This is a genomic window from Streptomyces coacervatus (assembly GCF_029223485.1).
In the GTDB taxonomy this organism is placed as follows: Bacteria; Actinomycetota; Actinomycetes; order Streptomycetales; family Streptomycetaceae; genus Streptomyces; species Streptomyces coacervatus.
The window spans coordinates 22,206-46,616 of record NZ_JARHTP010000006.1; the positions used below are offsets into that span (position 1 = coordinate 22,206).

19 protein-coding genes are annotated in these 24,411 nt (G+C 69.8%); 12 read left to right on the plus strand and 7 right to left on the minus strand.

Going from position 1 to position 24,411, the window contains the following annotated elements; translation table 11 throughout:
* Positions 1-84: 84 nt before the first annotated feature.
* Positions 85-348 (minus strand): WhiB family transcriptional regulator, encoded by a 264-nt coding sequence (locus P2Q00_RS16075; RefSeq protein WP_003975777.1) that lies wholly within the window; start codon positions 346-348, stop codon positions 85-87.
* Positions 349-987: 639 nt separating this feature from the next.
* On the opposite strand from P2Q00_RS16075, the gene P2Q00_RS16080 reads away from it, so the two are divergent.
* From P2Q00_RS16080 to P2Q00_RS16095, 4 genes are all read left to right on the plus strand, one after another.
* Complete coding sequence (locus P2Q00_RS16080) at positions 988-1,500, plus strand: cysteine dioxygenase (protein WP_275773203.1); 513 nt, start codon at positions 988-990, stop codon at positions 1,498-1,500.
* 33 nt (positions 1,501-1,533) lie between these two features.
* Entirely contained in the window at positions 1,534-2,493 is a 960-nt protein-coding gene (cofD, locus tag P2Q00_RS16085) for a 2-phospho-L-lactate transferase (RefSeq protein ID WP_275773204.1), read from the plus strand.
* A 494-nt stretch (positions 2,494-2,987) separates the two neighbouring features.
* A complete protein-coding gene (locus P2Q00_RS16090) occupies positions 2,988-4,316 on the plus strand; it encodes a coenzyme F420-0:L-glutamate ligase (protein WP_425579575.1) in 1,329 nt (442 codons plus the stop codon).
* A gap of 187 nt (positions 4,317-4,503) precedes the next feature.
* Complete coding sequence (locus P2Q00_RS16095) at positions 4,504-5,514, plus strand: DNA-3-methyladenine glycosylase family protein (RefSeq protein ID WP_275773205.1); 1,011 nt, start codon at positions 4,504-4,506, stop codon at positions 5,512-5,514.
* A gap of 547 nt (positions 5,515-6,061) precedes the next feature.
* On the opposite strand, the gene manB is transcribed toward P2Q00_RS16095, so the two are convergent.
* Positions 6,062-7,144 (minus strand): mannose-1-phosphate guanylyltransferase, encoded by a 1,083-nt coding sequence (gene manB, locus P2Q00_RS16100; protein ID WP_275773206.1) that lies wholly within the window; start codon positions 7,142-7,144, stop codon positions 6,062-6,064.
* A 164-nt stretch (positions 7,145-7,308) separates the two neighbouring features.
* The gene (locus tag P2Q00_RS16105; protein WP_275773207.1) at positions 7,309-8,784 is read right to left on the minus strand and encodes a peptidoglycan recognition protein family protein; all 1,476 of its coding nucleotides are present in this window, start codon (positions 8,782-8,784) and stop codon (positions 7,309-7,311) included.
* Between the two features lie 129 nt (positions 8,785-8,913).
* Here P2Q00_RS16105 and P2Q00_RS16110 point away from each other — a divergent pair, with 129 nt between their 5' ends.
* From P2Q00_RS16110 to P2Q00_RS16130, 5 genes are all read left to right on the plus strand, one after another.
* Positions 8,914-9,669, plus strand: coding sequence for a TIGR03089 family protein (locus P2Q00_RS16110; RefSeq protein ID WP_275773208.1), 756 nt, complete (start codon positions 8,914-8,916; stop codon positions 9,667-9,669).
* Between the two features lie 188 nt (positions 9,670-9,857).
* Positions 9,858-11,045 carry an LCP family protein gene (locus tag P2Q00_RS16115; RefSeq protein WP_275773209.1) on the plus strand — a complete coding sequence of 396 codons (1,188 nt, stop codon included), beginning with the start codon at positions 9,858-9,860 and terminating at the stop codon, positions 11,043-11,045.
* A gap of 242 nt (positions 11,046-11,287) precedes the next feature.
* Positions 11,288-13,012, plus strand: a complete 1,725-nt coding sequence (locus tag P2Q00_RS16120) for an LCP family protein (RefSeq protein WP_275773210.1) — start codon at positions 11,288-11,290, stop codon at positions 13,010-13,012.
* Positions 13,013-13,107: 95 nt separating this feature from the next.
* A complete protein-coding gene (locus tag P2Q00_RS16125) occupies positions 13,108-14,754 on the plus strand; it encodes an LCP family protein (RefSeq protein ID WP_275773211.1) in 1,647 nt (548 codons plus the stop codon).
* A gap of 469 nt (positions 14,755-15,223) precedes the next feature.
* Entirely contained in the window at positions 15,224-16,813 is a 1,590-nt protein-coding gene (locus P2Q00_RS16130; RefSeq protein WP_275773212.1) for an LCP family protein, read from the plus strand.
* 27 nt (positions 16,814-16,840) lie between these two features.
* On the opposite strand, the gene P2Q00_RS16135 is transcribed toward P2Q00_RS16130, so the two are convergent.
* Positions 16,841-17,884, minus strand: coding sequence for a glycosyltransferase family 2 protein (locus P2Q00_RS16135; protein ID WP_275773213.1), 1,044 nt, complete (start codon positions 17,882-17,884; stop codon positions 16,841-16,843).
* Positions 17,885-18,011: 127 nt separating this feature from the next.
* Here P2Q00_RS16135 and P2Q00_RS16140 point away from each other — a divergent pair, with 127 nt between their 5' ends.
* A complete protein-coding gene (locus P2Q00_RS16140; protein WP_439145901.1) occupies positions 18,012-19,493 on the plus strand; it encodes an LCP family protein in 1,482 nt (493 codons plus the stop codon).
* Between the two features lie 190 nt (positions 19,494-19,683).
* Positions 19,684-20,046, plus strand: coding sequence for a four-helix bundle copper-binding protein (locus P2Q00_RS16145; RefSeq protein WP_275773214.1), 363 nt, complete (start codon positions 19,684-19,686; stop codon positions 20,044-20,046).
* A gap of 301 nt (positions 20,047-20,347) precedes the next feature.
* Here P2Q00_RS16145 and P2Q00_RS16150 read toward each other — a convergent pair whose 3' ends face one another.
* Both P2Q00_RS16150 and P2Q00_RS16155 read right to left on the minus strand, forming a co-directional pair.
* Positions 20,348-20,974, minus strand: a complete 627-nt coding sequence (locus tag P2Q00_RS16150; RefSeq protein ID WP_275773215.1) for an HAD family hydrolase — start codon at positions 20,972-20,974, stop codon at positions 20,348-20,350.
* Entirely contained in the window at positions 20,967-22,265 is a 1,299-nt protein-coding gene (locus P2Q00_RS16155) for an LCP family protein (RefSeq protein WP_275773216.1), read from the minus strand. Before P2Q00_RS16155 ends, P2Q00_RS16150 begins: the two co-directional genes overlap by 8 nt.
* Before the next feature lie 119 nt (positions 22,266-22,384).
* Between P2Q00_RS16155 and P2Q00_RS16160 the strand changes: the two genes are divergently transcribed.
* Entirely contained in the window at positions 22,385-22,969 is a 585-nt protein-coding gene (locus P2Q00_RS16160; protein WP_275773217.1) for an acyl-CoA thioesterase, read from the plus strand.
* 82 nt (positions 22,970-23,051) lie between these two features.
* Here the strand turns inward: P2Q00_RS16160 and P2Q00_RS16165 are convergent, their stop codons facing one another.
* Positions 23,052-24,209, minus strand: a complete 1,158-nt coding sequence (locus P2Q00_RS16165; RefSeq protein WP_275773218.1) for an acyl-CoA dehydrogenase — start codon at positions 24,207-24,209, stop codon at positions 23,052-23,054.
* Between the last annotated feature and the right edge of the window lie 202 nt (positions 24,210-24,411).

The following is a 24,411-nucleotide window of genomic DNA, read 5'->3' on the forward strand; positions in this document are numbered from 1 at the left end:
GGCGGCCCGCCGCCTGTGGATAACCCCACCTGCGACGGGCCGTTCGATTGAGTTTCGATTACGTGCGGGTGCTGGGCCGCCCGGTCAGACGGCGGCCTTCTTCAGGCGGCGTCGTTCACGCTCGGACAAACCGCCCCAAATACCGAAGCGCTCGTCGTTGGCGAGGGCGTATTCGAGGCACTCGGAGCGGACTTCACAGGCCAGGCAGACCTTCTTGGCCTCACGGGTGGAGCCGCCCTTCTCGGGGAAGAAGGACTCGGGGTCGGTCTGGGCGCACAGCGCGCGCTCCTGCCAGCCGAGTTCCTCGTCCGCGTCGTCGACCAGCAGTTGCTGCACCAGCTCGGTCATGTGCGCCCCTCGTCTGTCTTTCGCGTCCCCGTGATGCGGCCGTTACCGATTCCGGCTGAACGACACGAGTGAAATTACAAGTGTGCTGCTCCGGGCGAGTCAAGCCGAGATCTGCTATTGAGCCCCTTATTCACTCTGCGGAACCAAGGCCATGCGGAAAGTGTTCAAATCGGCATAAACCTTGACATGCAGACGAAGCCCGGAAGGGCTTCCGACCCCGCGCAGAGCCTGTACGGGGAAGGACGCCCGGAGATCCGATCTCGTTCCAAGCGCACCTCGAAGCGAACCGGATCACAGTCGGATCACAGGATCGCAACGAGGTTTGAGCGCCATGTGTCCCGGGTGGCGACTGAACAAACCTTTCGCCTCAGACATGAACCGGATGAGGTGAACCATGTCCCACATGGCGGGCGTCGAGTTGACAGCAAAGGTGTGAACCGATGTCCTTGTGGGCATGCTCGCGAACTTGGCACCCACCTCGACCCGCACCGCCGGGTCCCACGGTGCTGCCCGCGCTCGCTGTAGCTGTTGTTGCTGTTCCAGCTGTTGAGCCACACCTGCTCCGGCTGTAGGTCCAGTCGTCCGTGACTGGGCTCCCGTTCCCTCTGACCTTCTTTCACTGAGGAACCACCGCACCCCATGAACAGCGACAACGACCTCCAGATCGCCGGCGACATCCTCGAAGTGCAGCACCTGCTGCAGCCCCCGCGCGAGCACCCGGCCACCGTGGCCGAGTTCGTCGGCCTGGCTCGTTCCATCGCCGCCGACCGCTCGCAGTGGGAGCACCTTGTCGAGTACGACGCGACGACACGCTGGTACCACCGGCTGCGCACGGGGCCGGGCTACGAGGTGTGGCTGCTGTCCTGGGTGCCCGGCCAGGGCAGTGGGCTGCACGACCACGGCCGTTCCTCCGGTGTGCTGACCGTGCTGGAAGGCACGCTGACCGAGCGCACCGGGCGGGGCACGCGCGCGTTGGGCGCGGGTGCGCAGCGGGTGTTCGCTCCGGGGTATGTGCACGAGGTGGTCAACGACGCGCTGGAGCCGGCGGTCAGTCTGCATGTCTACTACCCCGGCCTGACCGAGATGCCGATGCACACGGCGTGCTCCGCGGCCCCTGCCGCCCACGACGCGGTGGACGTCGTGACCGCCTGACGCGTTGTCGTACCCGCCTGTAAGACTTGGCCCATGCGCATTGTGGTTCTGGCAGGCGGCATCGGTGGTGCCCGGTTCCTGCGCGGTCTGAAGAAGGCCGTGCCGGACGCGGACATCACCGTCATCGGCAACACCGGGGACGACATCCACCTCTTCGGACTCAAGGTCTGCCCGGACCTCGACACGGTGATGTACACGCTCGGCGGCGGCATCAACGAGGAGCAGGGCTGGGGACGGGCCGACGAGACCTTCCATCTCAAGGAGGAGCTCGCGGCGTACGGCGTGGGGCCGGAGTGGTTCGGGCTCGGCGACCGTGACTTCGCCACGCACATCGTGCGGACGCAGATGATCGGTGCCGGGTATCCGCTGAGCGCGGTGACCGAGGCGCTGTGCGACCGGTGGAAGCCGGGCGTGCGGCTGATCCCCATGACGGACGACCGGGTCGAGACGCATGTGGCCGTCGAGGTCGACGGTGAGCGCAGGGCTGTGCACTTCCAGGAGTACTGGGTGCGGCTGCGGGCCTCGGTTCCGGCCGAGGCGGTCGTGCCCGTCGGGGCCGAGCAGGCGAAGCCGGCGCCGGGTGTGCTGGAGGCGATCGCGGAGGCGGACGTGGTGCTGTTCCCGCCCTCGAACCCGGTGGTGTCCGTCGGCACGATCCTCGCCGTGCCCGGCATCCGTGAGGCGATCGCCGATGCGGGGGTGCCGGTCGTCGGCCTCTCCCCCATCGTCGGGGACGCGCCCGTGCGGGGAATGGCCGACAAGGTGCTCGCGGCGGTCGGCGTGGAGTCGACGGCCGCGGCGGTGGCCGAGCACTACGGATCCGGGCTGCTCGACGGCTGGCTCGTCGACACCGTGGACGCGGGCGTGGTGGAGCGGGTCGAGGCCGCCGGAATCCGGTGCCGGGCCGTCCCGCTGATGATGACCGACGCCGACGCGACCGCCCGTATGGCAGCTGCGGCGCTGGCGCTGGCGGAGGAGGTGCGGGTGTCTTGAACGACGGGATTTCCGAGGGCGCGGGCGCGCGCGGCGCCGGGGATACGGCCGGCGCCAGCGGTGCCGCTGCGGCGGGCGATGCGTCCTCGGTGGCTGAGGGCATGGGTGGCAGCGGGTACGCGGGCGCGCGGAGCGGTGGGGATGTGGTGGCCGCGGCTGCTGGAAGCGGTGTGCCCGGGGCTAACGAGGGGCTGGCGGGCGGCGGGCCTGTGGATGCACGGATCGGTTGGGAAGCGGGAAACGCGGATGCCGCAGGCGGTGTGTCCGGGGCCATCGACGGTCCCGGAGGCAGCGGGCCCGCGGATGCACGGAGCGGTGAGGAAGCGGGAGCCCCGGATGCCGCAGGCGGTGTGTCCGGGGCCATCGACGGTCACGGAGGCGGCAGGTCTGCGGATGCGCGGAGCGGTGAGGAAGCGGGGGCCGCGGATGCCGCGGGCGGTGTGTCCGGGGCCGTCGGAGGGCCGGGGGGCAGCGAGGACGTGAGTGGGCGTGGCGTGGGGGACGGGGCTGTGGCGGGAGGGGGCGGTGTGGGTGGGTATCGGGTCTGGGCTGTGGCCGGGCTTCCTGAGGTTGTCCCGGGGGACGACGTTGCCAAGTTGATCGCTGCCGCCGAGCCCGGGCTGGTCGACGGGGATGTGTTGCTCGTCACCTCGAAGGTCTTGTCCAAGGCGGAGGGGCGGGTTCTCGAGGCGGGGGACCGGGAGGCCGCCATCGACGCCGAGACCGTGCGGGTCGTGGCGCGGCGGGGGACGCTCAGGATCGTCGAGAACCGGCAGGGGCTGGTGATGGCCGCCGCCGGGGTCGATGCCTCCAACACCCCTTCCGGGACCGTGCTGTTGCTGCCCGAGGATCCGGACGCGTCCGCCCGGGCGATCCGGGTCGGGCTGCGGGATGCTCTCGGCGTCAATGTCGGGGTAGTCGTCACCGACACCTTCGGGCGACCATGGCGCTCGGGGCTCACGGACGTCGCGATCGGCGCCGCCGGTGTGCACGTACTCGACGATCTGCGCGGCGGCACGGACGCGTACGGCAATCCGCTCAGCGCGACGGTCGTGGCGACGGCGGACGAGCTGGCCGCCGCCGGCGATCTGGTCAAGGGCAAGGCCGCCGGGCTGCCCGTCGCCGTTGTGCGCGGGCTGCCGCACGTGGTGGCCGAGGACGACGGGGAGGGGGCGCGGGCCATGGTGCGCGGCGGGCGCGACGACATGTTCCGGCTGGGGACGTCCGAGGCGATCCGGACGGCGGTGACCCAGCGGCGTACCGTGCGGGCGTTCACCGACGAACCCGTCGATCCCGGTGCCGTACGGCGGGCCGTCGCCGCGGCCGTGACCGCGCCGGCGCCGCATCACACGACGCCGTGGCGGTTCGTGCTGCTGGAGTCGCAGGCCTCGCGGAACGGATTGCTGGATGCCATGCGCGACGCCTGGATCGCCGATCTGCGGCGGGACGGGAAGAGCGAGGAGTCCATCGCCAAGCGGGTGCGGCGGGGGGATGTGCTGCGTAACGCGCCGTACCTGGTGGTGCCGTGTCTCGTCATGGACGGGTCGCACACGTATGGGGACGCACGGCGCGACGGGGCCGAGCGGGAGATGTTCGTCGTCGCGGCGGGGGCCGGCGTGCAGAACTTCCTGGTTGCGCTGGCCGGGGAGCGGCTGGGGTCCGCGTGGGTGTCGTCGACCATGTTCTGCCGGGATGTCGTGCGGGGGGTTCTCGGGTTGCCCGAGAACTGGGATCCGATGGGGGCCGTGGCGGTCGGGCATCCGGCGGAGGAGCCTCGGCCTCGGCCGGAGCGGGACGCTGGCGCGTTTGTGGAGGTTCGGTGACGCTTCCCTCCGGGGGCTGGGTGCCTACGGTTTGTGGGGGTTCTGGGTCTCGTGTGCGAGTGCGGGGCGGTGGGGGCTTGTTGCGCAGTTCCCCGCGCCCCTGAAAGCCAAAAGCCGTTGGGCGCACCGGCGGTCGTATGTACCGCCTAGTCTCTTAGGGCATCCCCGACACCCCAGGGACTCAGCCGTGGCAGGACGTTTCGCTCCGCGGCCCACCCGTACGACCGTGCGCGGTGGGCATGTTGCCGTGTCTGCGGGCGGTGGTGTGCCGCGGCAGGTCTCTGTGCCGGGGCGGGTGCGGACGGTCGTGCCGGGCGGGCCGCTCGATCTTGGGCTGGTGCTGGGGCCGCTTCGGCGGGGGCCGGGGGATCCGACGTTTCGGGCGATGCCCGACGGGGCCGTGTGGCGGGCCAGTCTTACCCCTGCCGGGCCGGGGACGCTGCGGGTTTCCGTGTCCGGGGGTGCGGTGCGCGGGGAAGCCTGGGGGCCGGGGGCCGAGTGGCTGCTGGAGAAGTTGCCGGAGTTGCTCGGGGGCTCGGATGATCCGGACGCCTTTGCGCCCCGGCACCGGCTGGTGGCGGTCGCGCGGCATCGGCGGCCGGGGCTGCGGCTGACGCGGACCGGGCTGGTGCTGGAGTCGCTGATTCCGTCGGTGCTGGAGCAGAAGGTCACGACCGATGAGGCGTATCGGGCGTGGCGGTTGCTGGTGCGGAAGTACGGGGAGCCGGCGCCGGGGCCCGCGGCGGGCGGGCGGTTGTGGGTGATGCCGGCGCCGCGCACGTGGGCCTTGATTCCGTCGTGGGAGTGGCACCGGGCCGGCGTCGACAACAAGCGGGCGTCGACGATTCTGCGGGCCGTGAAGGTCGCCGCGCGGCTGGAGGAGGCGGTCGGGATGGAGCCTGCGGCCGCGCAGGCTCGGCTGGAGGTCGTGCCGGGCATCGGTCCGTGGACGTCGGCGGAGACCGTGCAGCGCAGTCATGGGGCGCCGGACGCCGTGACCGTCGGGGATCTGCATCTGCCGGGCATCGTGGGGTGGGCGCTGGCCGGGGACCGGCACGCGGACGACGCCATGATGCTGGAGCTGTTGGAGCCGTATGCGGGGCAGCGGCATCGGGCCGCGCGGTTCATTCTGCTGAGCGGGCGGGTTCCGCCGAGGCGGGCGCCGAAGATGCCGAAGACCGACATCGGGCGGTTGTGAACGCACCAGCGGTCGGGGTGCCGCCCTGGGGGCTCCGCCCCCGGACCCCCGTTCGGCCCTGAACGGGCCTCGTCCTCAAACGCCGGACGGGCTGGATTGCGCTGACCGGCGGCAAGAGGCGGCGCCCTCGTTGGGTGGGTGGGGGGCAGGGATGGCAGAACCCACGGCCTCACATGCCGGAAGAGCTGATTCCCACCGACGTCGACACATGGCACCCCGTCAGCCACCCCAGGCTTCGGGACGGCACACCCCACACCCCCACACACCGGACAAGCTCAGTCCCTCCGGCGTCGACACATGGCACCCCATCAGTCAGACGGGGCTTGGGACGGCGAAGCCATGTCCCCCACACGCCGGACGAGCCGAGCCCCGCGCGTCGAGACCTGGCGCCCCATCGGGCAGGTGAGGGTTCCGGACGGCAGACCAAGGCCCCGCACACGGGACGAGCTCAGTCCCTCCGACGTCGACACATGGTGCCCCCCTCACGCGCCGGACGGGCCGGGATTGCCCAGCCGGCGGGTGAGAAGTCGACCGAGTCGGAGCAGGGCTACTGGTCCGACGAGAACCGCACCGAACCCGCCGGGATCCGTGCGTCGCACCACACCCGTACGCCGTCCCTCAGTTCGTTGTCGGCGCCGATGACCGCGCCGTCGCCGATGACCGTGCCGGTCAGGACGGAGCGTTCGCCCACGCGGGCGCGGGTGCCGATGAGGGAGTCGGTGATGACGGCGCCGGGTTCGATGACGGCGCCGGGGAGGATGGTGGAGCCGAAGACGCGGGCGCCCTCCGCCACGAACGCGCCCTCGCCGACCACCGTGCCGCCCGTGAGCTTGGCGTCGGGGGCGACCCTGGCCGTCGGCAGGATCAGGCGGTCGCCGCAGCGGCCGGGGACCGCGGGGGACGGGGCGCGGCCCAGGACGAGGTCGGCGGAGCCGCGTACGAAGGCCGCCGGGGTGCCGAGGTCCAGCCAGTATGTGGAGTCCACCAGGCCCTGGAGGTGGGCTCCGGCGGAGAGGAGGTCGGGGAAGGTTTCCCGTTCCACCGAGACCGGGCGGCCCGCGGGGATCGTGTCGATGACCGAGCGGCGGAAGACGTACGCCCCCGCGTTGATCTGGTCGGTGACGATCTCCTCGGGGGTCTGCGGTTTCTCCAGGAAGGCGAGGACGCGGCCCGTCTCGTCGGTGGGGACGAGGCCGTAGGCGCGCGGGTCCGTGACCTTGGTGAGGTGGAGGGAGACGTCAGCGCCCGTCTTCTCGTGGGTGTCCACCAGTGCCTTGATGTTCAGGCCCGTGAGGATGTCGCCGTTGAAGACCAGGACCGGGTCGTCGGGGGCCGAGTGGAGGCGCGAGGCCACGTTGCGGATGGCGCCGCCCGTGCCGAGGGGCTCGTCCTCCGTCACGTACTCGATGTGGAGACCGAGCGACGAGCCGTCGCCGAAGTGGGGCTCGAAGACCTCGGCCAGATAGGACGTGGCCAGGACGATGTGGTCGACGCCCGCCGCTCTCGCTCTCGCCAGCTGGTGGGTGAGGAACGGGACGCCGGCCGCGCGGACCATGGGCTTCGGCGTGTGGACCGTGAGCGGGCGGAGCCGGGTGCCCTTGCCGCCGACCAGGAGGATCGCTTCTGTCACCTGTCGTCTCTGCTTCCTGCCGGGACCGGCCGAACTGTCTTTCGGCCGGCCAGTTTATGCAGACCGTTGTGTGGCGCCTTCGACGGCCGTGCGGCGTTCCGCGGTTCCACCCGGTGCCCCCCGTTGGCGTAGATGCACCTCCTTGCCCGACTCCCTTGCGGTGTCTAGCGGCCCTGGTAGCGCGCCGCGGTGGAGCGGGCCGTGCCGAGCTTGCGGTAGAGCTGCCAGCCCGGGCATGCCGTGGGGTAGCCGTCACGGTGGCCGGAGATCACATTCAGTCGTACGTTCTCTCCCTTTCGGTAGAGATTGCCACCACCCGACCTCAGGAATGCCTTCCCGCGCGGATTCACACCGTAGAGCCCGAGTTTCCAGGCCGTGAGCCGAGCGATGGCCTTCAGCGCTGCCGCGGGCGGCTTGCCCTTGCCGAAGCTGCCGAGGACGGCGATCCCCATGCTGTTGTAGTTGAAACCGAGAGTGTGGGCGCCCTTGACCGGCTTCGCCACTCCCCCGGCGCGCCCCTCGTAGATGTTTCCGCACTTGTCGACGAGGAAGTTGTAGCCGATGTCGCGCCAGCCCATGCTCTGGACGTGGTAGCGGTAGATACCGCGGATGACGGAGGCGGCCTCGGAACAGCGGTAGGTGTTGCCGGACGAGGTGTGGTGCACGAACGCCACCTTGACCTTCTTGGCGTAGACGAACCCCTTCTCGCGCAGGTGCTCGTCCGCGCCCCAGCCCCGGCGGGTGACGATGCGGGGACGCGGGCCGATGTGCGGCTTCTTCCGCTGACTCTCCGTCAACTCGCGCCCGCGCAGCGTCCGCATCTCCCGCTCGGTCGCGGACCGGCTCAGCGCCGGGATCACGGTGGCGCCGAGCGGGGCGAGGTCCGCGTTGGCGGTGGAGGCGGCCAGGTCCTCGGCCGACTCGGCGCCCCCGGTCCCGCTGCCGGGAAGGCCGGCCTGGCTGCCGTGCGGGGCGACCGGTGGCGCGCCCCGCATCGGGGCCTCGTCGCCCCCGTCGTCCGGATCGCCCGGGTTCACCAGTTCCAGACGCAGGCCGGAGGGGAGGCGGGAGGCGGCCGGGACGGCGCGGGTGCTCGGGGCGTCTTCGGTACGGCGTGCGCCCTCGGCGCGGACCCGGACCTCCACCCCGTCCGAGTCGCCCACCCACAGCGGTGCGGTGGAGCCGCGGACGCGGCCCGAGGTGCGCTCGGCGGTGCCGGGGTCGGCCGCGTCGTCGTTGTGGGTCTCGAGGCTCCGCCAGCCGGTCCAGGTGCCGGTGCCGGTCGCGCGGGTGCGGACCTGGACATGGCCGTGCAGTTCGGTGTCCGGGTTGTTCCAGATCACTCCGACCATGGAGAAGCGTTGTACATGGTGGCGGGTCAGGCCCTGTTCCGCGAAGGCTTCGGAGCCGGTGGCGCCGATCGCGCGGGTGCGGGGAGCGAGGGGGGCCAGAGGGGTCAGGGGCAGTGACTGGGTACTGCCGGGGACGTCGGGCCGGCCGGCTGCCGGCGCGGATCTTGCGACGCCGGGCGCAGGTCTCGCCGTCGCTGCGGTGGCGGGCAGGGTCGACGGAAGGGCGAGGGCGGCCGCGCAGGCGACGCCGATCGAGGAGGCGATCGAAGAGGCAAGGAATCCACGCATGCCATTGATCTTGAACATAGTCATACATATCTGTCCATACCGGAACTGACGGACTGTCGGTTTCCGTTCCTCCGAACCGGTGGCCCCGGCGAGCGATGCGCGGGTGGCCGTCCGCGTACCCTTGCGCGGGTGAACGCCACCGACCACACCCCTGCCGACCTGCTGCGTTCCGCGCTCGCCGCGGACCCCGGACGCCCCCTGGTGACCTTCTACGACGACGCCACGGGCGAGCGAGTCGAATTGTCCGTGGCCACCTTCGCCAATTGGGTGGCCAAGACCGCCAATCTCCTCCAGGGCGACCTGGCCGCCGGGCCCGGCGACCGGGTGGCACTGCTGCTGCCGGCGCACTGGCAGACGGCGGTGTGGCTGCTTGCGTGTGCGTCGGTGGGGGCGGTCGCGGATGTCGGCGGGGATCCGGCGGCGGCCGACGTCGTGGTGAGCGGGCCCGACGCCCTGGACGCGGCGCGGGCCTGCCGGGGGGAGCGGGTCGCCCTTGCGCTGCGGCCGCTGGGCGGGCGGTTTCCCCAGGTACCGGAGGGCTTCGCCGATTACGCCGTGGAGGTGCCGAGCCAAGGGGATCGGTTTGTGCCGTTCGCGGCGGTGGATCCTGAGGACGCTGGGCTGATTGTGGCCGGGCGGGAGTTCAGTGGGGCGGAGGTTGTCGAGCGGGCTCGGGCGGAGGCGGCGGGGCTTGGGCTGACCGGGCCCGGGGCGCGGATTCTGTCCGGGTTGTCGTACGACACGTGGGAGGGGCTCAATGTCGGGTTGTACGGGCCACTCGCGACCGGGGGGTCCGTGGTGTTGTGCCGGCATCTGGAGCGGTTGGGGGAAGAGGCGCTGGCCAAGCGGGTGGAGAGTGAGCGGGTGGGTGTGGTGCGCCGCTGAGAAGGGGTGTGTGCGGCTGTGCGGCGACTGCGGGTCGGTGGGGGTTGATCGCGCAGTTCCCCGCGCCCCTGAGGTGGCTGCCGTCACCCGGATGGTCCAGCAATAGCCCGCTCCACCAGCCCCTCCGGGCCATGGTCATAAGAACTGCAGGTTGGGACTGCACGTTCATGCGCCGTGAGGGAGGGAGCATGGCCTCGAAGGGTCGTCGGCGGCGGCGGTGGGTGCGGTACGGGGGGCTTGCGGTCGGCGTGGTGGTGCTGGGGGCCGTCGGGGGTGGGTGGGCGCTGTATGTGAAGTTGAACGGGAACATCACGCCCGATGAAGCCGCCGCCGCGGAGCTCGCCCGGTACGAGAAGGAGCGGCCCACCTCGCTCGTCAAGGGCGCGCAGAACATTCTGCTGATCGGGTCGGACTCGCGGTCCGGGGACGGGAACGCGCGGTACGGGCGGGACTCGGGAACCCAGCGGTCCGACACGACGATCCTGCTGCACCTGTCCGCGGGGCGGCGCACCGCCACCGCGATCTCGCTCCCCCGTGACCTGATGGTGGACATCCCCGCCTGTCTGCAGCCCGACGGGACCCGCTCCGAGCCGATGTTCGCGATGTTCAACTCCGCCTTCGAGACCGGCGGTTCGGCCTGCACCATCCGGACGGTGGAGAAGCTCACGAACGTCCGCGTCGACCACCACATCGTCGTCGACTTCCACGGTTTCAAGGAGATGGTCGACGCGGTCGACGGCGTCCAGGTGTGTCTGAAGGAGCCGATCGACGACAAGGCCGCCAAGCTGAAGCTGCCCGCGGGACGGGTCACGCTCGACGGCGAGCAGGCCCTCGGCTATGTCCGCGCCCGCAAGTCGCTCGGCGACGGCAGCGACACCGACCGGATGGACCGTCAGCAGCGGTTCCTCGGGGCACTGGTCAACAAGGTGCAGAGCAACGACGTACTGCTGAATCCGGTGAAGCTCTATCCCGTGCTGGACGCCGCCACGTCGTCCCTCACCACCGACCCGGCTCTGGCGAGCCTGCGCGGGCTGTACCAACTCGTGCGCGGGCTGCGCGACATCCCCACGGAACGGGTGCAATTCCTCACGGTTCCGCGGGAGTCGTACGTCCACGACTCCAATCGCGACCAGCTCGTGGAGCCCGAGGCACAGAAGCTGTTCGAACAGCTGCGCAGGGACGCGCCGTTGGCGGTCACGGAGGAAGTTCCGCGGGATTACGGCTCAAAGAGTGGTAATTCGGCTACGGACGACTACGGCGCGTACGGATTCGGTGACGAGAAGTCCGGCGGAAAGCGGTTGGGCGGGGCCTCGGCGGACAGTTCGCCCGCGCCGACGTTCCACGGGAACACCGCCGCCGAGGACCACTGCGGGTAAAGCGAGCACCAAGTCGACGAACAGCCGTCTCAACAAACTTCAAGGAAATGGGTGGATTGCCCAGTTGTAGGGACGTGGAATTTGTCACCGACGTCGCCCCACGCTGAACTGGGCGGATAGTGTGAGCGATCCGGTGCACCCGGCCGCGAGGTCCTTCCCGGGGTCGTGCACTGCGTGACCGAGACCCGAGCGTCTTTGAGGGGGAAGGCGCCGCGTGGCCCAAACGGAGGATTCGGACAACCGTGGACGCGCAAAGCCGTGGGCGGGCGGACAACGTCGACCCCGCAGACCAGTGGGTACTCAATCCGAACACCGGTGAATACGAACTGCGACTGAATCCTTCCGCACCGCAATCGGCGGTTCCGCGGCCGCGCAGATCCGCCCCCCGTGGCGCGAACGGCTCGGCGCGCGGTCGTACGGCGAACCCGCAGGCCCCGGGCCGCGGGGTGCCGCCGCAGCGCCGCCGCCGCGGCGCGCCCGAGGAGCCGCCGCCGGGGCGGCGCGGGCGCCGGCCGGTGCAGAAGAAGTCGAAGGCGAAGAAGGTCCTGCTGTGGACCGGCGGCACCATGGCGTTCGTGCTGGTCGCCGCGGCAAGCGGTGCATACCTGTACATCAAGCACCTCAACGACAACATCACGTCCGTCTCCGACGACGGCGCGAGCACCGGTGGCTTCAGCAAGGGCAAGGCGATCAACATCCTGCTGATCGGCACCGACAAGCGCACCGGCAAGGGCAACACGAAGTACGGCGACTCCGGCAGCGTCGGCCACGCGGACACGACGATCCTGCTGCACGTCTCCAAGGACCGCTCGAACGCAACCGCGTTGAGCATCCCGCGCGACCTGATCACCGACATTCCGGACTGCCCGACGCAGCAGGCCGACGGCTCGACCAAGGTCATCCAGGGCACGTCCGGCGTCCGCTTCAACACCAGCCTCGGCCAGGACGACCGTACGCCCAGCTGCGTCGCGCGCACGGTCACGGAGCTGACCGGCATCAAGCCCGACAACTTCATGGTGGCCGACTTCAACGCGGTCAAGACGCTGACCACCGCCGTGGGCGGCGTCGACGTCTGCCTGGGCAAGGACATCAACGACCCGGATTCACACCTGAACCTGAAGAAGGGCATGCAGCACATCGCGGGCGAGACGGCACTCGCCTTCGTGCGCACCCGGCACGCGGTGGGCTTCGGCGGTGACCTGAGCCGGATCACCCTGCAGCAGCAGTTCCTCAGTGCGCTGATGCGGAAGCTCAAGTCCAACTCCACGCTCACCGACCCGACGAAGATGGTGAAGATCGCCGAGGCCGGAACCAAGGCGCTGACCGTCGACGACAACCTCGACAGCATCGGCAAGCTGAAGGACCTCGGTCTGGAGCTGGGCAAGCTCAACCCGAAGAACCTGACGTTCACCACGGTGCCGGTGATCGACAACCCGGCCGAGAAGGTGAAGGCCACCGTCGTACTCAAACCGGGCGCGACCCAGCCGGTCTTCGACGCGATCAAGAACGATGTCTCCTTCACCGCGGTGAAGGAGAAAAAGAAGAAGGAGGCGGCCGCCGTGGCCGCCCGCCTCAAGGGCACCAAGTCGGCCGCCTCCGCGGTGCGGGTGCGGATCCTGAACGGCGGCGCCGACGCCGGCAGTGCGCAGGCGGAGCTGGAGTACCTGCAGAACCAGGCGGGCGTGGAGAAGTCCGAGAACGCCGGCAACGCGGGCGTGCAGCTTGCCAAGACGACGCTCGAGTACGCCCCGGACCAGGCGGATCAGGCGCGCCGGCTGGCCGCCATCCTGGGTCTGTCCGGCTCGGCGCTGAAGCCCGGCAAGAGCGTGACCAACTCCCAGGGCCTGCCGGCCATGACGCTGACTCTGGGCAAGGACTTCCCGGGCGCCGGGGAGTCGTTCACCGCGGCGTCCAAGGCGCCGGACGTCGACAAGACCACGGCCGACAAGGTCCAGTGCGCCAAGTGAGTTGACAGCACGCAGTGACCTGACAGGCCTGTCGTACGTCTAACAGGGCGTACGGCAGGCCTGATGCATGGGTGCAGGGTGGGGAGGACGGGGAGATGGCGCAGAGCAGCGTGCAGGGGGAAGGGACGTTTCGAGGCGTTCCGCACACTCGTGAACCCGAGCGGGACAGCCCGCGCGAGCCCGGCGGACCGGGCGGGCCGGGCGGCGGCCGGCGCGGCAGGCGGAGCAGGCCCGCACCCCGGCGGGGGCGGCGGGTGCTCAGATGGTCTGCGACCACGCTCTCGGTGCTGATACTCGTGACGGCCGGCGCCGGATACCTGTACTACCAGCACCTCAACGGCAACATCCAGAAGGGCGAGCGCAGCAGCGGCGACGCCAAGGCGCAGAAGACCGCGCCGAACGCGGCCGGGCAGACGCCGCTCAACATCCTGCTGATCGGCTCGGACAGCCGTAACTCCGACGAGAACGTGAAGCTCGGCGGCGCCAAGTACGACCGCGGCACCCCGCCGCTGGGCGATGTGCAGATGCTGATCCACCTCTCCGCGGACCGCAAGAGCGCCGCCATGGTGAGCATTCCGCGTGACACCAGGGTCGACATCCCGCAGTGCAAGGACCCGAAGACCGGCGAGTCGTACCCCGAGACGAACAAGATCATCAACGAGTCGCTGGCCCGTGGCGGCGCCGGCTGCACGCTGGCCACCTGGGAGAAGCTCACCGGGGTCTACATCGACCACTGGATGACGATCGACTTCTCGGGTGTGGTGCGGATGGCCGACGCCATCGGCGGCGTCGACGTGTGTGTGAAGCAGAACGTGTGGGACCGCTCGACGGCCGCCGTGCACGGCGGCTCCGGCCTGAAGCTGACGGCCGGCACGCACAAGGTCGAGGGCAAGCAGGCCCTGCAGTGGCTGCGCACCCGGCATGCCTGGGGCAGTGATCTGATGCGGGCCAGGGCGCAGCACATGTATCTGAACTCGATGATCCGCACGCTGAAGGGCCAGAACGTCTTCACCGACACCGGGCGGCTGACCGACCTGGCCGAGGCGGCCACCAAGTCCCTGAAGGTCTCCGAGGAGATCGGCACGGTCAAGAAGCTCTACGACCTGGGTATGCAGCTCAAGTCGGTGCCGACGGACCGCATCACCTCGGTGACCATGCCGAATGTCGCGGACCCGCAGAACTCCGAGCACGTCGTACCGGACGGCGCGGGCGCCGACAAGCTCTGGGAGATGCTCCGCGACGACATTCCCCTCGACAACAAGGGCAAGGCCTCGGGCGCGAAGAAGACGGCCGCCAAGGAGGAGGCCACCAAGGCTCCTTCGGCGCCGGACGGTCAGATCGGCGTCGTCGTGCAGAACGCCACCCAGACCTCCACGCTCGGCCCCGTGCCCGGGCGGGCGGGCACGCTCGCCCAGGAGCTCGCACAGCAGGGGTTCACGAGGGCGTCCAAGGACGCGACGACGGGACTGTCCGCGGACAAGACCGTCGTGCGCTACCCGAGCGCCGAGCTGCAGGGCGATGCCCAGCGCATCGCCAAGTCCCTTGGGATTCCGCTGAGTTCGGTGCAGAGGTCGACGGATGTCTCCGGGGTCACGCTCGTGGTGGGCGCCGACTGGCGCACGGGCACGACGTATCCGAAGCAGTCCAAGCCCAAGGCCGGCGACCTGCCCGGCAACACCGACGCCATCAACGGCTCGGACAAGAGCCAGTGCATGGACGTGTACGGGCCCTACCGCTGGTAGCGGATCTTCACCGATCCCCACAGCGAACTCCTAACTGACTGCACAATGATGAGGCGCGCTCACGTCCGAAGGAATCAGGGGACGGGGCGCGCCCTCTCACTCGCCTGATCCGGGGGGGGGGACGGGCAGCAGAGAGGTTCGGCAGGTCCGCGGCGGACAAGGTGGTGCGCCGGCAGGTAGGAGCCTGGGTCATGTCCCCGGCCGGATCAGCGCGCGGCGTCTGGTGCGTGCGATCGCAAGGCGCCGGAGCGCCCTCGTAGCGGAGCTACTAGGGCGTTTCGGCAACGCGGCGAGCGTGCGTGCCAGGCGTCGCGCGCCCGGCCGGGGACATGACCCAGGCTCCAACCCAAAGGGTCCGTCGTGAGTCTGACCTGTCACGGCACGGACCCGTTGCCGGGCACAGGGGTGGGAGGGCAGCGAGTTGACGCGCAGCAGTGTGCGCAGAAAGGTTCCCGCGGTCGAGGACACGATGTCCCTGACACCGCGGGACCAGGACGCTACGAGCGAGCACGGCCGGCATGGCGGCGGCCGGCGCAGGAAGGGCCCGGGCGGCGACCGGAAACCTCGCAGACGGCGCGTCCTGCGCTGGTCGGCGATGGTCCTGGCGGTGGTGATACTCGGCACGGCGGGGGCCGGCTATCTCTACTACCAGCACCTCAACGCCAACATCAAAAAGAAGGCCCTCAACATCGGCGACAAGAAGGACAGGGCGGCAAAGGGGAAGGCCAACGCGGCCGGTCAGACGCCGCTGAACATCCTGCTGATCGGCTCCGACGCACGGGACTCCAAGGAGAACCAGAAGCTCGGCGGCGCCAAGGACACCTTCAACACCGCCCCGCGCGCCGACGTCCAGATGCTGCTGCATGTCTCGGCGGACCGCAGCAACATGTCGGTCGTGAGCATGCCGCGCGACACCCTGGTCTCCATTCCCAAGTGCACGGATCCCGACAGCGGCAAGGTCTACGGGGCACTCACCTCGGCGATCACCAACGACTCCCTGGGCCGCGGCGGCCCCGGCTGCACGGTGGCGACCTGGGAGAAGCTGACCGACATCCACATCGACCACTTCATGATGATCGACTTCGCGGGCGTGGTGTCCATGGCGGACGCCATCGGCGGCGTACCGGTCTGTGTGGACGCCAACGTCTACTCCAAGTCCTCCGACGGCCACGGCTCGGGCCTGAAGCTGAAGAAGGGCACCACGTACGTCAAGGGCGTCCAGGCCCTGCAGTGGCTGCGCACGCGGTACGGCTTCGAGGACAACACGGACATCGCCCGGGCCAAGGCCCAGCACCAGTACATGAACGCCATGGTCCGCCAGCTGCGCGAGAACGCCACGCTCGGCAACCCGAACGAACTCCGCAAGCTCGCCGAGACGGCCACCAAGGCACTGACCGTCGACGACGGCCTCGGGACCGTGGCGAAGCTGTACGACCTGAGCAAGGAGCTCAAGAAGGTCCCCACCAAGCGCATCACCATGACGACGATGCCCTGGCAGTACTCCACGACGAACAGCGGCCGGGTCGTGCCCAGGCCGGGTGACGCTCAGAAGCTGTTCCGGCTGGTCCGCGAGGACATCGCGCTGGACGGCAAGGACAAGAAGAAGTCGACGAGGACGACGACGACGCCGTCCTCGGATCCGGCCGCCGCGGACGACAAGATCGCCGTACAGGTGCAGAACGGCACCAGGTCGAGCACGCAGCTCGCGGTCACCGGACGGGCGCGCACGATCGCCCAGCTGCTCGTCGGCAAGGGGTTCACCGAGGCGGTGGCGGACACCGCGACGATCCTCAGCGAGGAGAAGACGGTGATCCGCTATCCGAGCGCGGACCTGGAGGGCGACGCCCAGCGCATCGCCAAGTCCCTCGGGATTCAGATGAGTTCGGTGAAGAAGTCGACCGAGGTCTCCGGGGTCACGCTGGTCGTCGGCGCCGACTGGCGCTCCGGCACGAAGTACACGGCCCCGGCGGACGACGACCAGACTCCGGCGTCCGCGCAGGTCATCAACGGCTCGGACAAGAAGCAGTGCATGCACGTCAACCCGAACTACACCTGGTAGTCGGAGGAGGCCCCCGGTGCTCGGCTCTCAGTTGGAGGCGAGCACCGCGGGGCGGCGGGAGGCGATGACCTTCTTCGCCAGTGCCCTGGGGCTGGTCAGGAAGCCCCAGCCCCAGCACATGTGCATGGTCGCCAGAGCCACCGGGATCTGCAGCCGCGCCTTCAGCGGCAGCCCCTTGCCCGCCGGGACGGACCCGAGGGCTATCGCCGCGAGGTAGCCGCCGGGGATCACGAGAGCCCAGGGCGTCAGCACCGCACCGGCCACGAGGCCCGCCGCGATCGCCAGGACCGCCGTCGGCGGCGCGAGGTAGCGCAGGTTGATGGAGCCCTCGTGGTAGCGGGCGACGACGTGCCGCCAGCGGCCGTAGTCCTTGTACTGCTTGGCCAGCGCCTTCACGCTCGGCCGCGGGCGGTACGACACCTTCAGCTCCGGCGAGAACCAGATCAGCCCGCCGGCCTCCCGGATGCGGAAGTTCAGCTCCCAGTCCTGGGCTCGGATGAACTCCTCGTTGTACCCGCCCTGCTGCTCCAGCGCCTCGCGCCGGAAGACACCGAGGTACACGGTCTCGGCCTGCTGCGCCTCGCCGCCCGTGTGGAAGGCGGCGTTGCCGACCCCGATCTTCGAGGTCATGGCGGCGGCGACCGCGTGCTCCCAGTCGTTCTCGCCCTCGGCGTGCATGATGCCGCCGACGTTCTGCGCGCCGGTCTCCTCCAGGAGCCGTACGGCGGTCGCGATGTAGTTGGGCGAGAGAATGCCGTGCCCGTCGACGCGGACGACGATCGGATGGCGGGAGGCCTTGATCGCGGCGTTGAGGGCGGCCGGCGTGCGGCCGGTCGGGTTCGGGACGGTGTGGACGCGCCCGTTTGCATGGGACGCAGTTTCGGCCACGAGTTCGGCGGCGATCTCGTCCGTGCGGTCCGTGGACGGACCGAGGGCGATCACGACCTCCATCTCGCCGGCGTACTCCTGCGCGAGGATCGCTTGGACGGCTCCGCGCAGATGCCGCTCCTCGTCGAGGACGGGCATGATCACAGAAACGGCGGGGAGCGGCGCGTCGGGGTTGGCGTTCATCGCCCGCAACGTTACCGCGAACGGGGGACAGCTTTGCGCCCCGCCGGGGCGGTGGCCCGGTCCACAGATCGTATCGGCCTACGGTGCTCACGGTCCCACGTACGGCCGTCGCCCGGAGGTGTCCGCCTTGCCCACCCAGCCTCGGTCCGCCGCGCCCGCGCCTCCGCAGCGCCGCCCCCAGCCCGCGCGCACCCCGCTGCCACGGGGGCCGCGGCCGCCCGTACCACGGAGGAAGCCGCGCTGGGTGATGCGGGCGGCGACGACCCTCTCCGTGGTCGTCCTGGCCTCTGCCGGGATCGGGCATGCGGTGGTGACCAGCCTGGATGCGGGCATCGCCCGGGTCGATCCCTTCAAGGACATGAAGAACCGCCCCAAGGCCGGTCACGGCATGAACGTCCTGCTGGTCGGCACGGACGGCCGCGACCGGATCAGCGAGGCGGAGCGGCACCGCTTCCACCTGGGCGGCGAGCCCTGTCACTGCACCGACACGATGATGATCGTGCACATCTCGGCGGACCGGGAGCGGGCGACCGTGGTGAGCCTGCCCCGCGACTCGTACGCCATGACGCCCGCGCACACCGACGAGAGGACCGGGAAGCGGATCCCCGGCCATGCCCTCAAGATCAACGCAGCGTATGCGGAAGGCGGGCCGAACCTCACCGTCCAGACCGTCGAGGACATGACCCATGTGAAGATCGACCACTATCTGGAGGTCGACTTCACCAGCTTCATGAAGACGGTGGATGTGCTCGGCGGGGTGTCGGTCTGCACCGCCCTCCCCCTCAAGGACACGTACACCGGACTCGACCTGCCCGCCGGAACGCATGTCCTCAGCGGCGGACAGGCCCTGCAGTTCGTCCGCGCCCGGCATGTCGACGGGGCCTCCGACCTCGGCCGGATGAAGCGGCAGCAGCGGTTCCTGGCGGCGCTCATCGAGCGGGCGACGTCCTCCGGGATCCTGCTGAACCCGATGAAGTTCCGGGACGTGACGCGGGCCGTGCTGGGGTCGGTGCGTGCGGACAAGGGCTTCGGCACGGACGAGCTGCTCGACCTCGGGCGGGCGATGCGCAACTTCTCCCCCTCGTCCTCGGAGTTCACCACCGTGCCCATCGGGCAGATGGGATACGTCGTGCCGGGCATCGGCGAGACGCTGAAATGGGACACGGCCAAGGCCGACCGCCTCTTCCAGTCGCTGCGCGACGACAAGCCGCTGGCCGCCCGTCCGTCGCGCCCCCAGCCGGTGCCGGTCGAGGTGGACCCGCAGCAGATCCGCGTCCAGGTCGAGAACGGCACGGCCACCGAAGGGTTCGGCAAGCGCGTGGACGCGGCGCTGGCGGCGGCGGGTTTCCACACCACCCGGCTGCCGGCGGACGCGGACGACCACACCCAGAAGCGGACGGTCATCGCCTACGACCCCGGGTGGGACCGGTCCGCGAAGGCGCTGGCCGCCGCGCTGCCCGGCAGCGAACTGCGGGCGGTGCCGGGGCTCGGGCCCACGCTGAAGGTGATCGCGGGGGCCGACTTCAAGCAGGTGCGGCAGGTGCGGGCGGAGGCCGCGGACCAGGGGGAGCCCGGGGTGGTGACGGGGGGCCAGGAGCTGTGCTCGTAACCCGAACGGTCCTGTGATGCGGCCCCCGGCGGAATGTCGGGGGTCGTGCGCTGTGCGGTACGCGTTGCCGATTGGTCTGGATACGTTGCGGATTGTTGGCGTCCGCCCGATGGCGCCCGGCGCCGGGCAGGCGTAGGAACGGAAGGGCACGGGGCCCACCCCCGGGCCCCTCTGCCTCTCAGGAGGAGCCATGACCCAGACCGGACCCATGACCGCCATGACCAAGGAGATGCAGGACTGCGTCCAGGCGTGCATGTCCTGCCACACCATCTGCGAGGAGACCATGAGCTCCTGCATGCAGATGGGCGGCCAGGCCCAGATGCAGATCATGCGCGCGCTCATGGACTGCTCCGAGACGACCCGTATGTGCGCGGACATGATGATGCGCCGCTCGCCCATGTCGGCGGCCATGTGCGCGATGTGCGCCAGGGCGTGCGACATGTGCGCCGAGGCGTGTATGTCCATGCCGGACGACCCCCAGATGATGCGCTGCGCGGAGGCGTGTCGCCGCACCGCCGAGATGTGCCGCACGATGGCGGGCGCCACGATGTGACGCCCACCCGAACGTGACCGAGGGCACCCGCGCCATGGGTGCCCTCGATCATGTGTGGGGCGGGCTGTGCGCCGCCGTCTGGGGGCTGCCGCCCCCGGGCCCCCGCTTCGGCCTGAACGGCCTCGTCCTCAAACGCCGGACGGGCTGTAGTTGCAGTGACCGGGGGCAGCAAGCATCTGTCGGCCTTGCGGAGCAACCGTCGTACGGATAAAGGAGGCGTACGAGCGGATCAGCACCCAATTCGCCTGCGGCCAAGGGCAGTTGGTGCTCCCCCATGTGGCCCTGCTCGGTTCCGCCGTCGTCAGGTGAACAGTGGCTGGAGGGCCCGTTCCAGGTCCGCGGCGGTGCGGAAGTGGACCGGGTGCATTCCCAGGGCGGCTGCCGCCTCGACGTTCTCCGCGCTGTCGTCGACGAACAGGCAGCGGTCGGGGCGGGTGCCGGCCAGGTCTGCTGCCAGGCGGTAGATGCGTGGGTCCGGCTTGGCGAGGCCGACGCGGGCGCTGTTGACGACCTCGTCGGCGAGGTCGGCCAGGCCGAGCGCGGTGAGGTCGTCCTCCAGGCGGACGGTGGCGTTGCTGACGAGGACCAGCGGCACCCGGGTGCGTGCCCGGCGCAGCAGTGAGACCACCGTCTCGTCGGCCGAGAAGGGGGACTCCAGCAGGGCCGTGCCCAGGTCCCACGCCGTCGGCTCGGGGACCAGCCCGGACAGGCCCTCGGCGATCGTCTGCACCCACTCCTGCAGGTCGGTCCGGCCCAGCAGCACCGGCAGGTCGACCTCCGGCGCGAAGGCGATCTTCGCCGTGGTGCCCTCGGCGAGACCGGCGGCCCGCTCCAGGGCATGCAGCCCGGAGGGGTCGTAGGACCGGATCACGTTGTCCACGTCGCAGAGCACCGCGTCGAACGGTGCTCTGCCAGGCCGCTCAGTCACCCGAGACCGTGACCTTCTGGTCGTTGTTCAGCTCAGTCACCAGCGTCTTGACCTTCGCCTTGTCCCAGACGAGGTTGCCGCCCGTCGAGCCGGAGATCGGCATGTTCATCGACGTACCGTCACCGCCGCTGACGCCCTTCATCGCCCAGAACATGGACGCCAGGTCCCACAGGCTCATGTCCTTGTCGACGGTGAGCGAGTCCAGACCCGCACCCATCGTCGGGTACAGCTTGAAGGGGTTGAGGACCGTCGACGGCGTCGCCACCTGGTGCGCCAGCGCGGAGAGGAACTTCTGCTGGTTCTTGGTGCGCTGCAGGTCGGAGGCGGCAAAAGCGTGCCGGGTACGGACGAAGGCCAGGGCCTGCTCGCCGTTCAGCGTCTGGCTGCCCGCCTTGAAGTCGGCGCCCGAGTACTTGTCCTTGAAACCCTTGTCGATGTTGATCGTCACGCCGCCGACCGCGTCGACTATGTTCGCGAAGCCGGCGAAGCCGATCTCCACGTAGTGGTCGATGTGCAGTCCCATGTTGTACTCGACGGCCCGCACGAGCAGCGTCGGCCCGTCCTCCGCGTAGGCCGCGTTCAGCTTCGTCTGCCGGCCCGTGTTCGGGTAGGTCTTGCCGGAGGTGGATCCCTTGTACGAGGGGATCGTGACGTTCGAGTCGCGGGGCAGCGATATCAGTGTGTCGCCGCTGTCACCGACGTGCAGGATCATCATCGAGTCGGTCCGCTTGCCCTCCGCAGACCCGGTGTGCAGCTTCTTCTTCTGGTCGGAGGAGAGCCCGGCCCGGCTGTCGGAGCCGACGATCAGGTAGTTCGTGCCGGAGCCCGACGACGGCCGGTCGATGACCGTGGACAGGTCGACGTCGCGGTGCAGCTTGCCGTCGGCCCAGAAGTACGTGGCGACCGACGTCACGGTCAGCACCGTCACCAGCGTGATCGCCGTCCACTTGATACGGCGCCGCCAGTTCGGCCGGGGCCGCAGGTCGCCGCCCTGGCCGCCGGGGCCGCCGTTCCCGCCGCCGTACACCTGGCCGGTGTTGTAGCCGTCATAGCCGTCGGCCGCGGAGCCGTCGTCGTAGCCGCCGCCGTACCCCTGGCCGTCGACGTAGTTCGGCTGCTGGGGAACACGCCCGCCGTACGGCGGCGCGGACGGGCCGGAGCCCCCGTACGCGCCCGAGGCGGGCCGGCGGACCTGCCGCATCGCGCGCGCACCTTCAGGCTGTGCGCTGCCGCTGCCGCGTCCGTACCGGTTGCGGTTGTCGTCGGACCATGCCTCGGGCCAATCGTTCATGGGCCTTAGTGTGCAGGGAGCGGCCATGCCCTTTACAAGGGTCGTAGGAAAATCAGGGCACTGCTGTTGCGAACCCAACACAAAGTCCGCAGATGTCGCCTCGGCATAAGGTGGAGGCCATGACAGACCAGGCCCCCGCCGCGGAATCGGGTACTCAAGACGTCTCGGACATAGCGGGTGGGCCGGGCATTCCGGGCAAGCCCACCTCGGCTTCCCGGACCACGCTCAGCCACATCATGACCCACAACGACACCAACCTTCTGGGTACGGTGCACGGCGGCGTGATCATGAAGCTGGTGGACGACGCGGCGGGCGCGGTGGCCGGGCGGCACAGCGGCGGACCCGCCGTCACGGCCTCGATGGACGAGATGGCCTTCCTGGAGCCGGTCCGCGTCGGCGACCTGGTCCACGTCAAGGCGCAGGTCAACTGGACCGGCCGGACCTCGATGGAGGTGGGGGTCCGGGTCCTGGCCGAGCGCTGGAACGAGTCGGCCCCGCCCACCCAGGTCGGCTCCGCGTATCTCGTCTTCGCGGCTGTCGACGCCGACGGCAGGCCGCGCCGGGTGCCGCCGGTCCTCCCGGAGACGGAGAAGGACAAGCGGCGGTACGAGGAGGCGCAGATCCGGCGGACGCACCGGCTGGCGCGGCGGCGGGAGATCGTGGAGCTGCGGGCGAGGCGGGCGGCGGACGGGCTCGACGACTGAGCCGGAAGCAACGACTGAGCCAGAACGCACGACGGCCCCCGGCAGAAGAAGACGCCGGGGGCCGTACCGTGCGCGAGGAGTCCTACGGCAGGTTCCGCGCCATCACGATCCGCTGGACCTGGTTCGTACCCTCGTAGATCTGCGTGATCTTCGCGTCGCGCATCATGCGCTCCACCGGGTAGTCACGGGTGTAGCCATAACCGCCGAGCAGCTGCACCGCGTCCGTGGTGACCTCCATCGCCACGTCCGACGCGAAGCACTTCGCGGCTGCGCCCTGGAAGGTCAGGTCCTTGTCGCCGCGCTCCGAGGCCGCCGCGGCCTGGTACGTCAGGGCGCGTGCGGCCGTGACCTTCATCGCCATGTCGGCCAGCATGAACTGGATGCCCTGGAAGTCGGCGATCGGCTTGCCGAACTGCTTGCGCTCCTGGACATAGCCCTTGGCGTAGTCGAGGGCGCCCTGGGCGACACCGAGGGCCTGGGCGGCGATGGTGATGCGGGTGTGGTCGAGGGTCTTCATCGCCGTGGCGAAGCCGGTGCCCTCCTCGCCGATCATGCGGTCGACGGGGATGCGGACGTTGTCGAGGTAGACCTCGCGGGTCGGGGAGCCCTTGATGCCGAGCTTCTTCTCCGGGGCGCCGAAGGAGACGCCCTCGTCCGACTTCTCGACGACGAAGGCCGAGATGCCCTTCGAGCGCTTCGAGGGGTCCGTCACCGCCATCACCGTGTAGTACTCGCTGACGCCCGCGTTGGTGATCCAGCGCTTCACGCCGTTCAGGACGTAGTGGTCGCCGTCGCGGACCGCCTTCGTCTTCATGCCGGCCGCGTCGGAGCCCGCGTCGGGCTCGGAGAGGCAGTACGAGAACATCCCGTCGCCCTTGGCGAGCGGGGACATGTACTTCTTCTTCAGCTCCTCGGAGCCCGAGAGGATCACGGGGAGGGAGCCGAGCTTGTTCACGGCCGGGATCAGGGAGGACGAGACGCAGACGCGCGCCACCTCCTCGATCACGATCACGGTGGCCAGCGCGTCCGCGCCCGCGCCGCCGTACTCCTCGGGGATGTGCACCGCATGCAGGTCGTTCGCGACCAGGGCCTCCAGGGCCTCCTGCGGGAAGCGGGCCTCCTCGTCCACCGCGGCGGCGTACGGCGCGATCTTCGCCTCGGCCAGCGAACGGATCGCGTCGCGGAGCATGTCGTGCTCCTCGGACGGGCGGTACAGGTCGAAGTCAGCCGATCCGGCCAAGGTTTCTCACGCTCCAAGGACGCTTCTGACGCACTGTGGTGATGGCGCTAATTACCGTTAAGTAACTCAAATTTTAGGGGGCGGCCCACGGGAGTGATACGTGAGCTTGGCGACAGCGGGCAAGCTGCCCGTAAGTTGCCCGTGGGAAGCCCTTCGAACGCCCCGGATATGCTCGGGCAGCGCAGCAAACTCCGTACCCGTC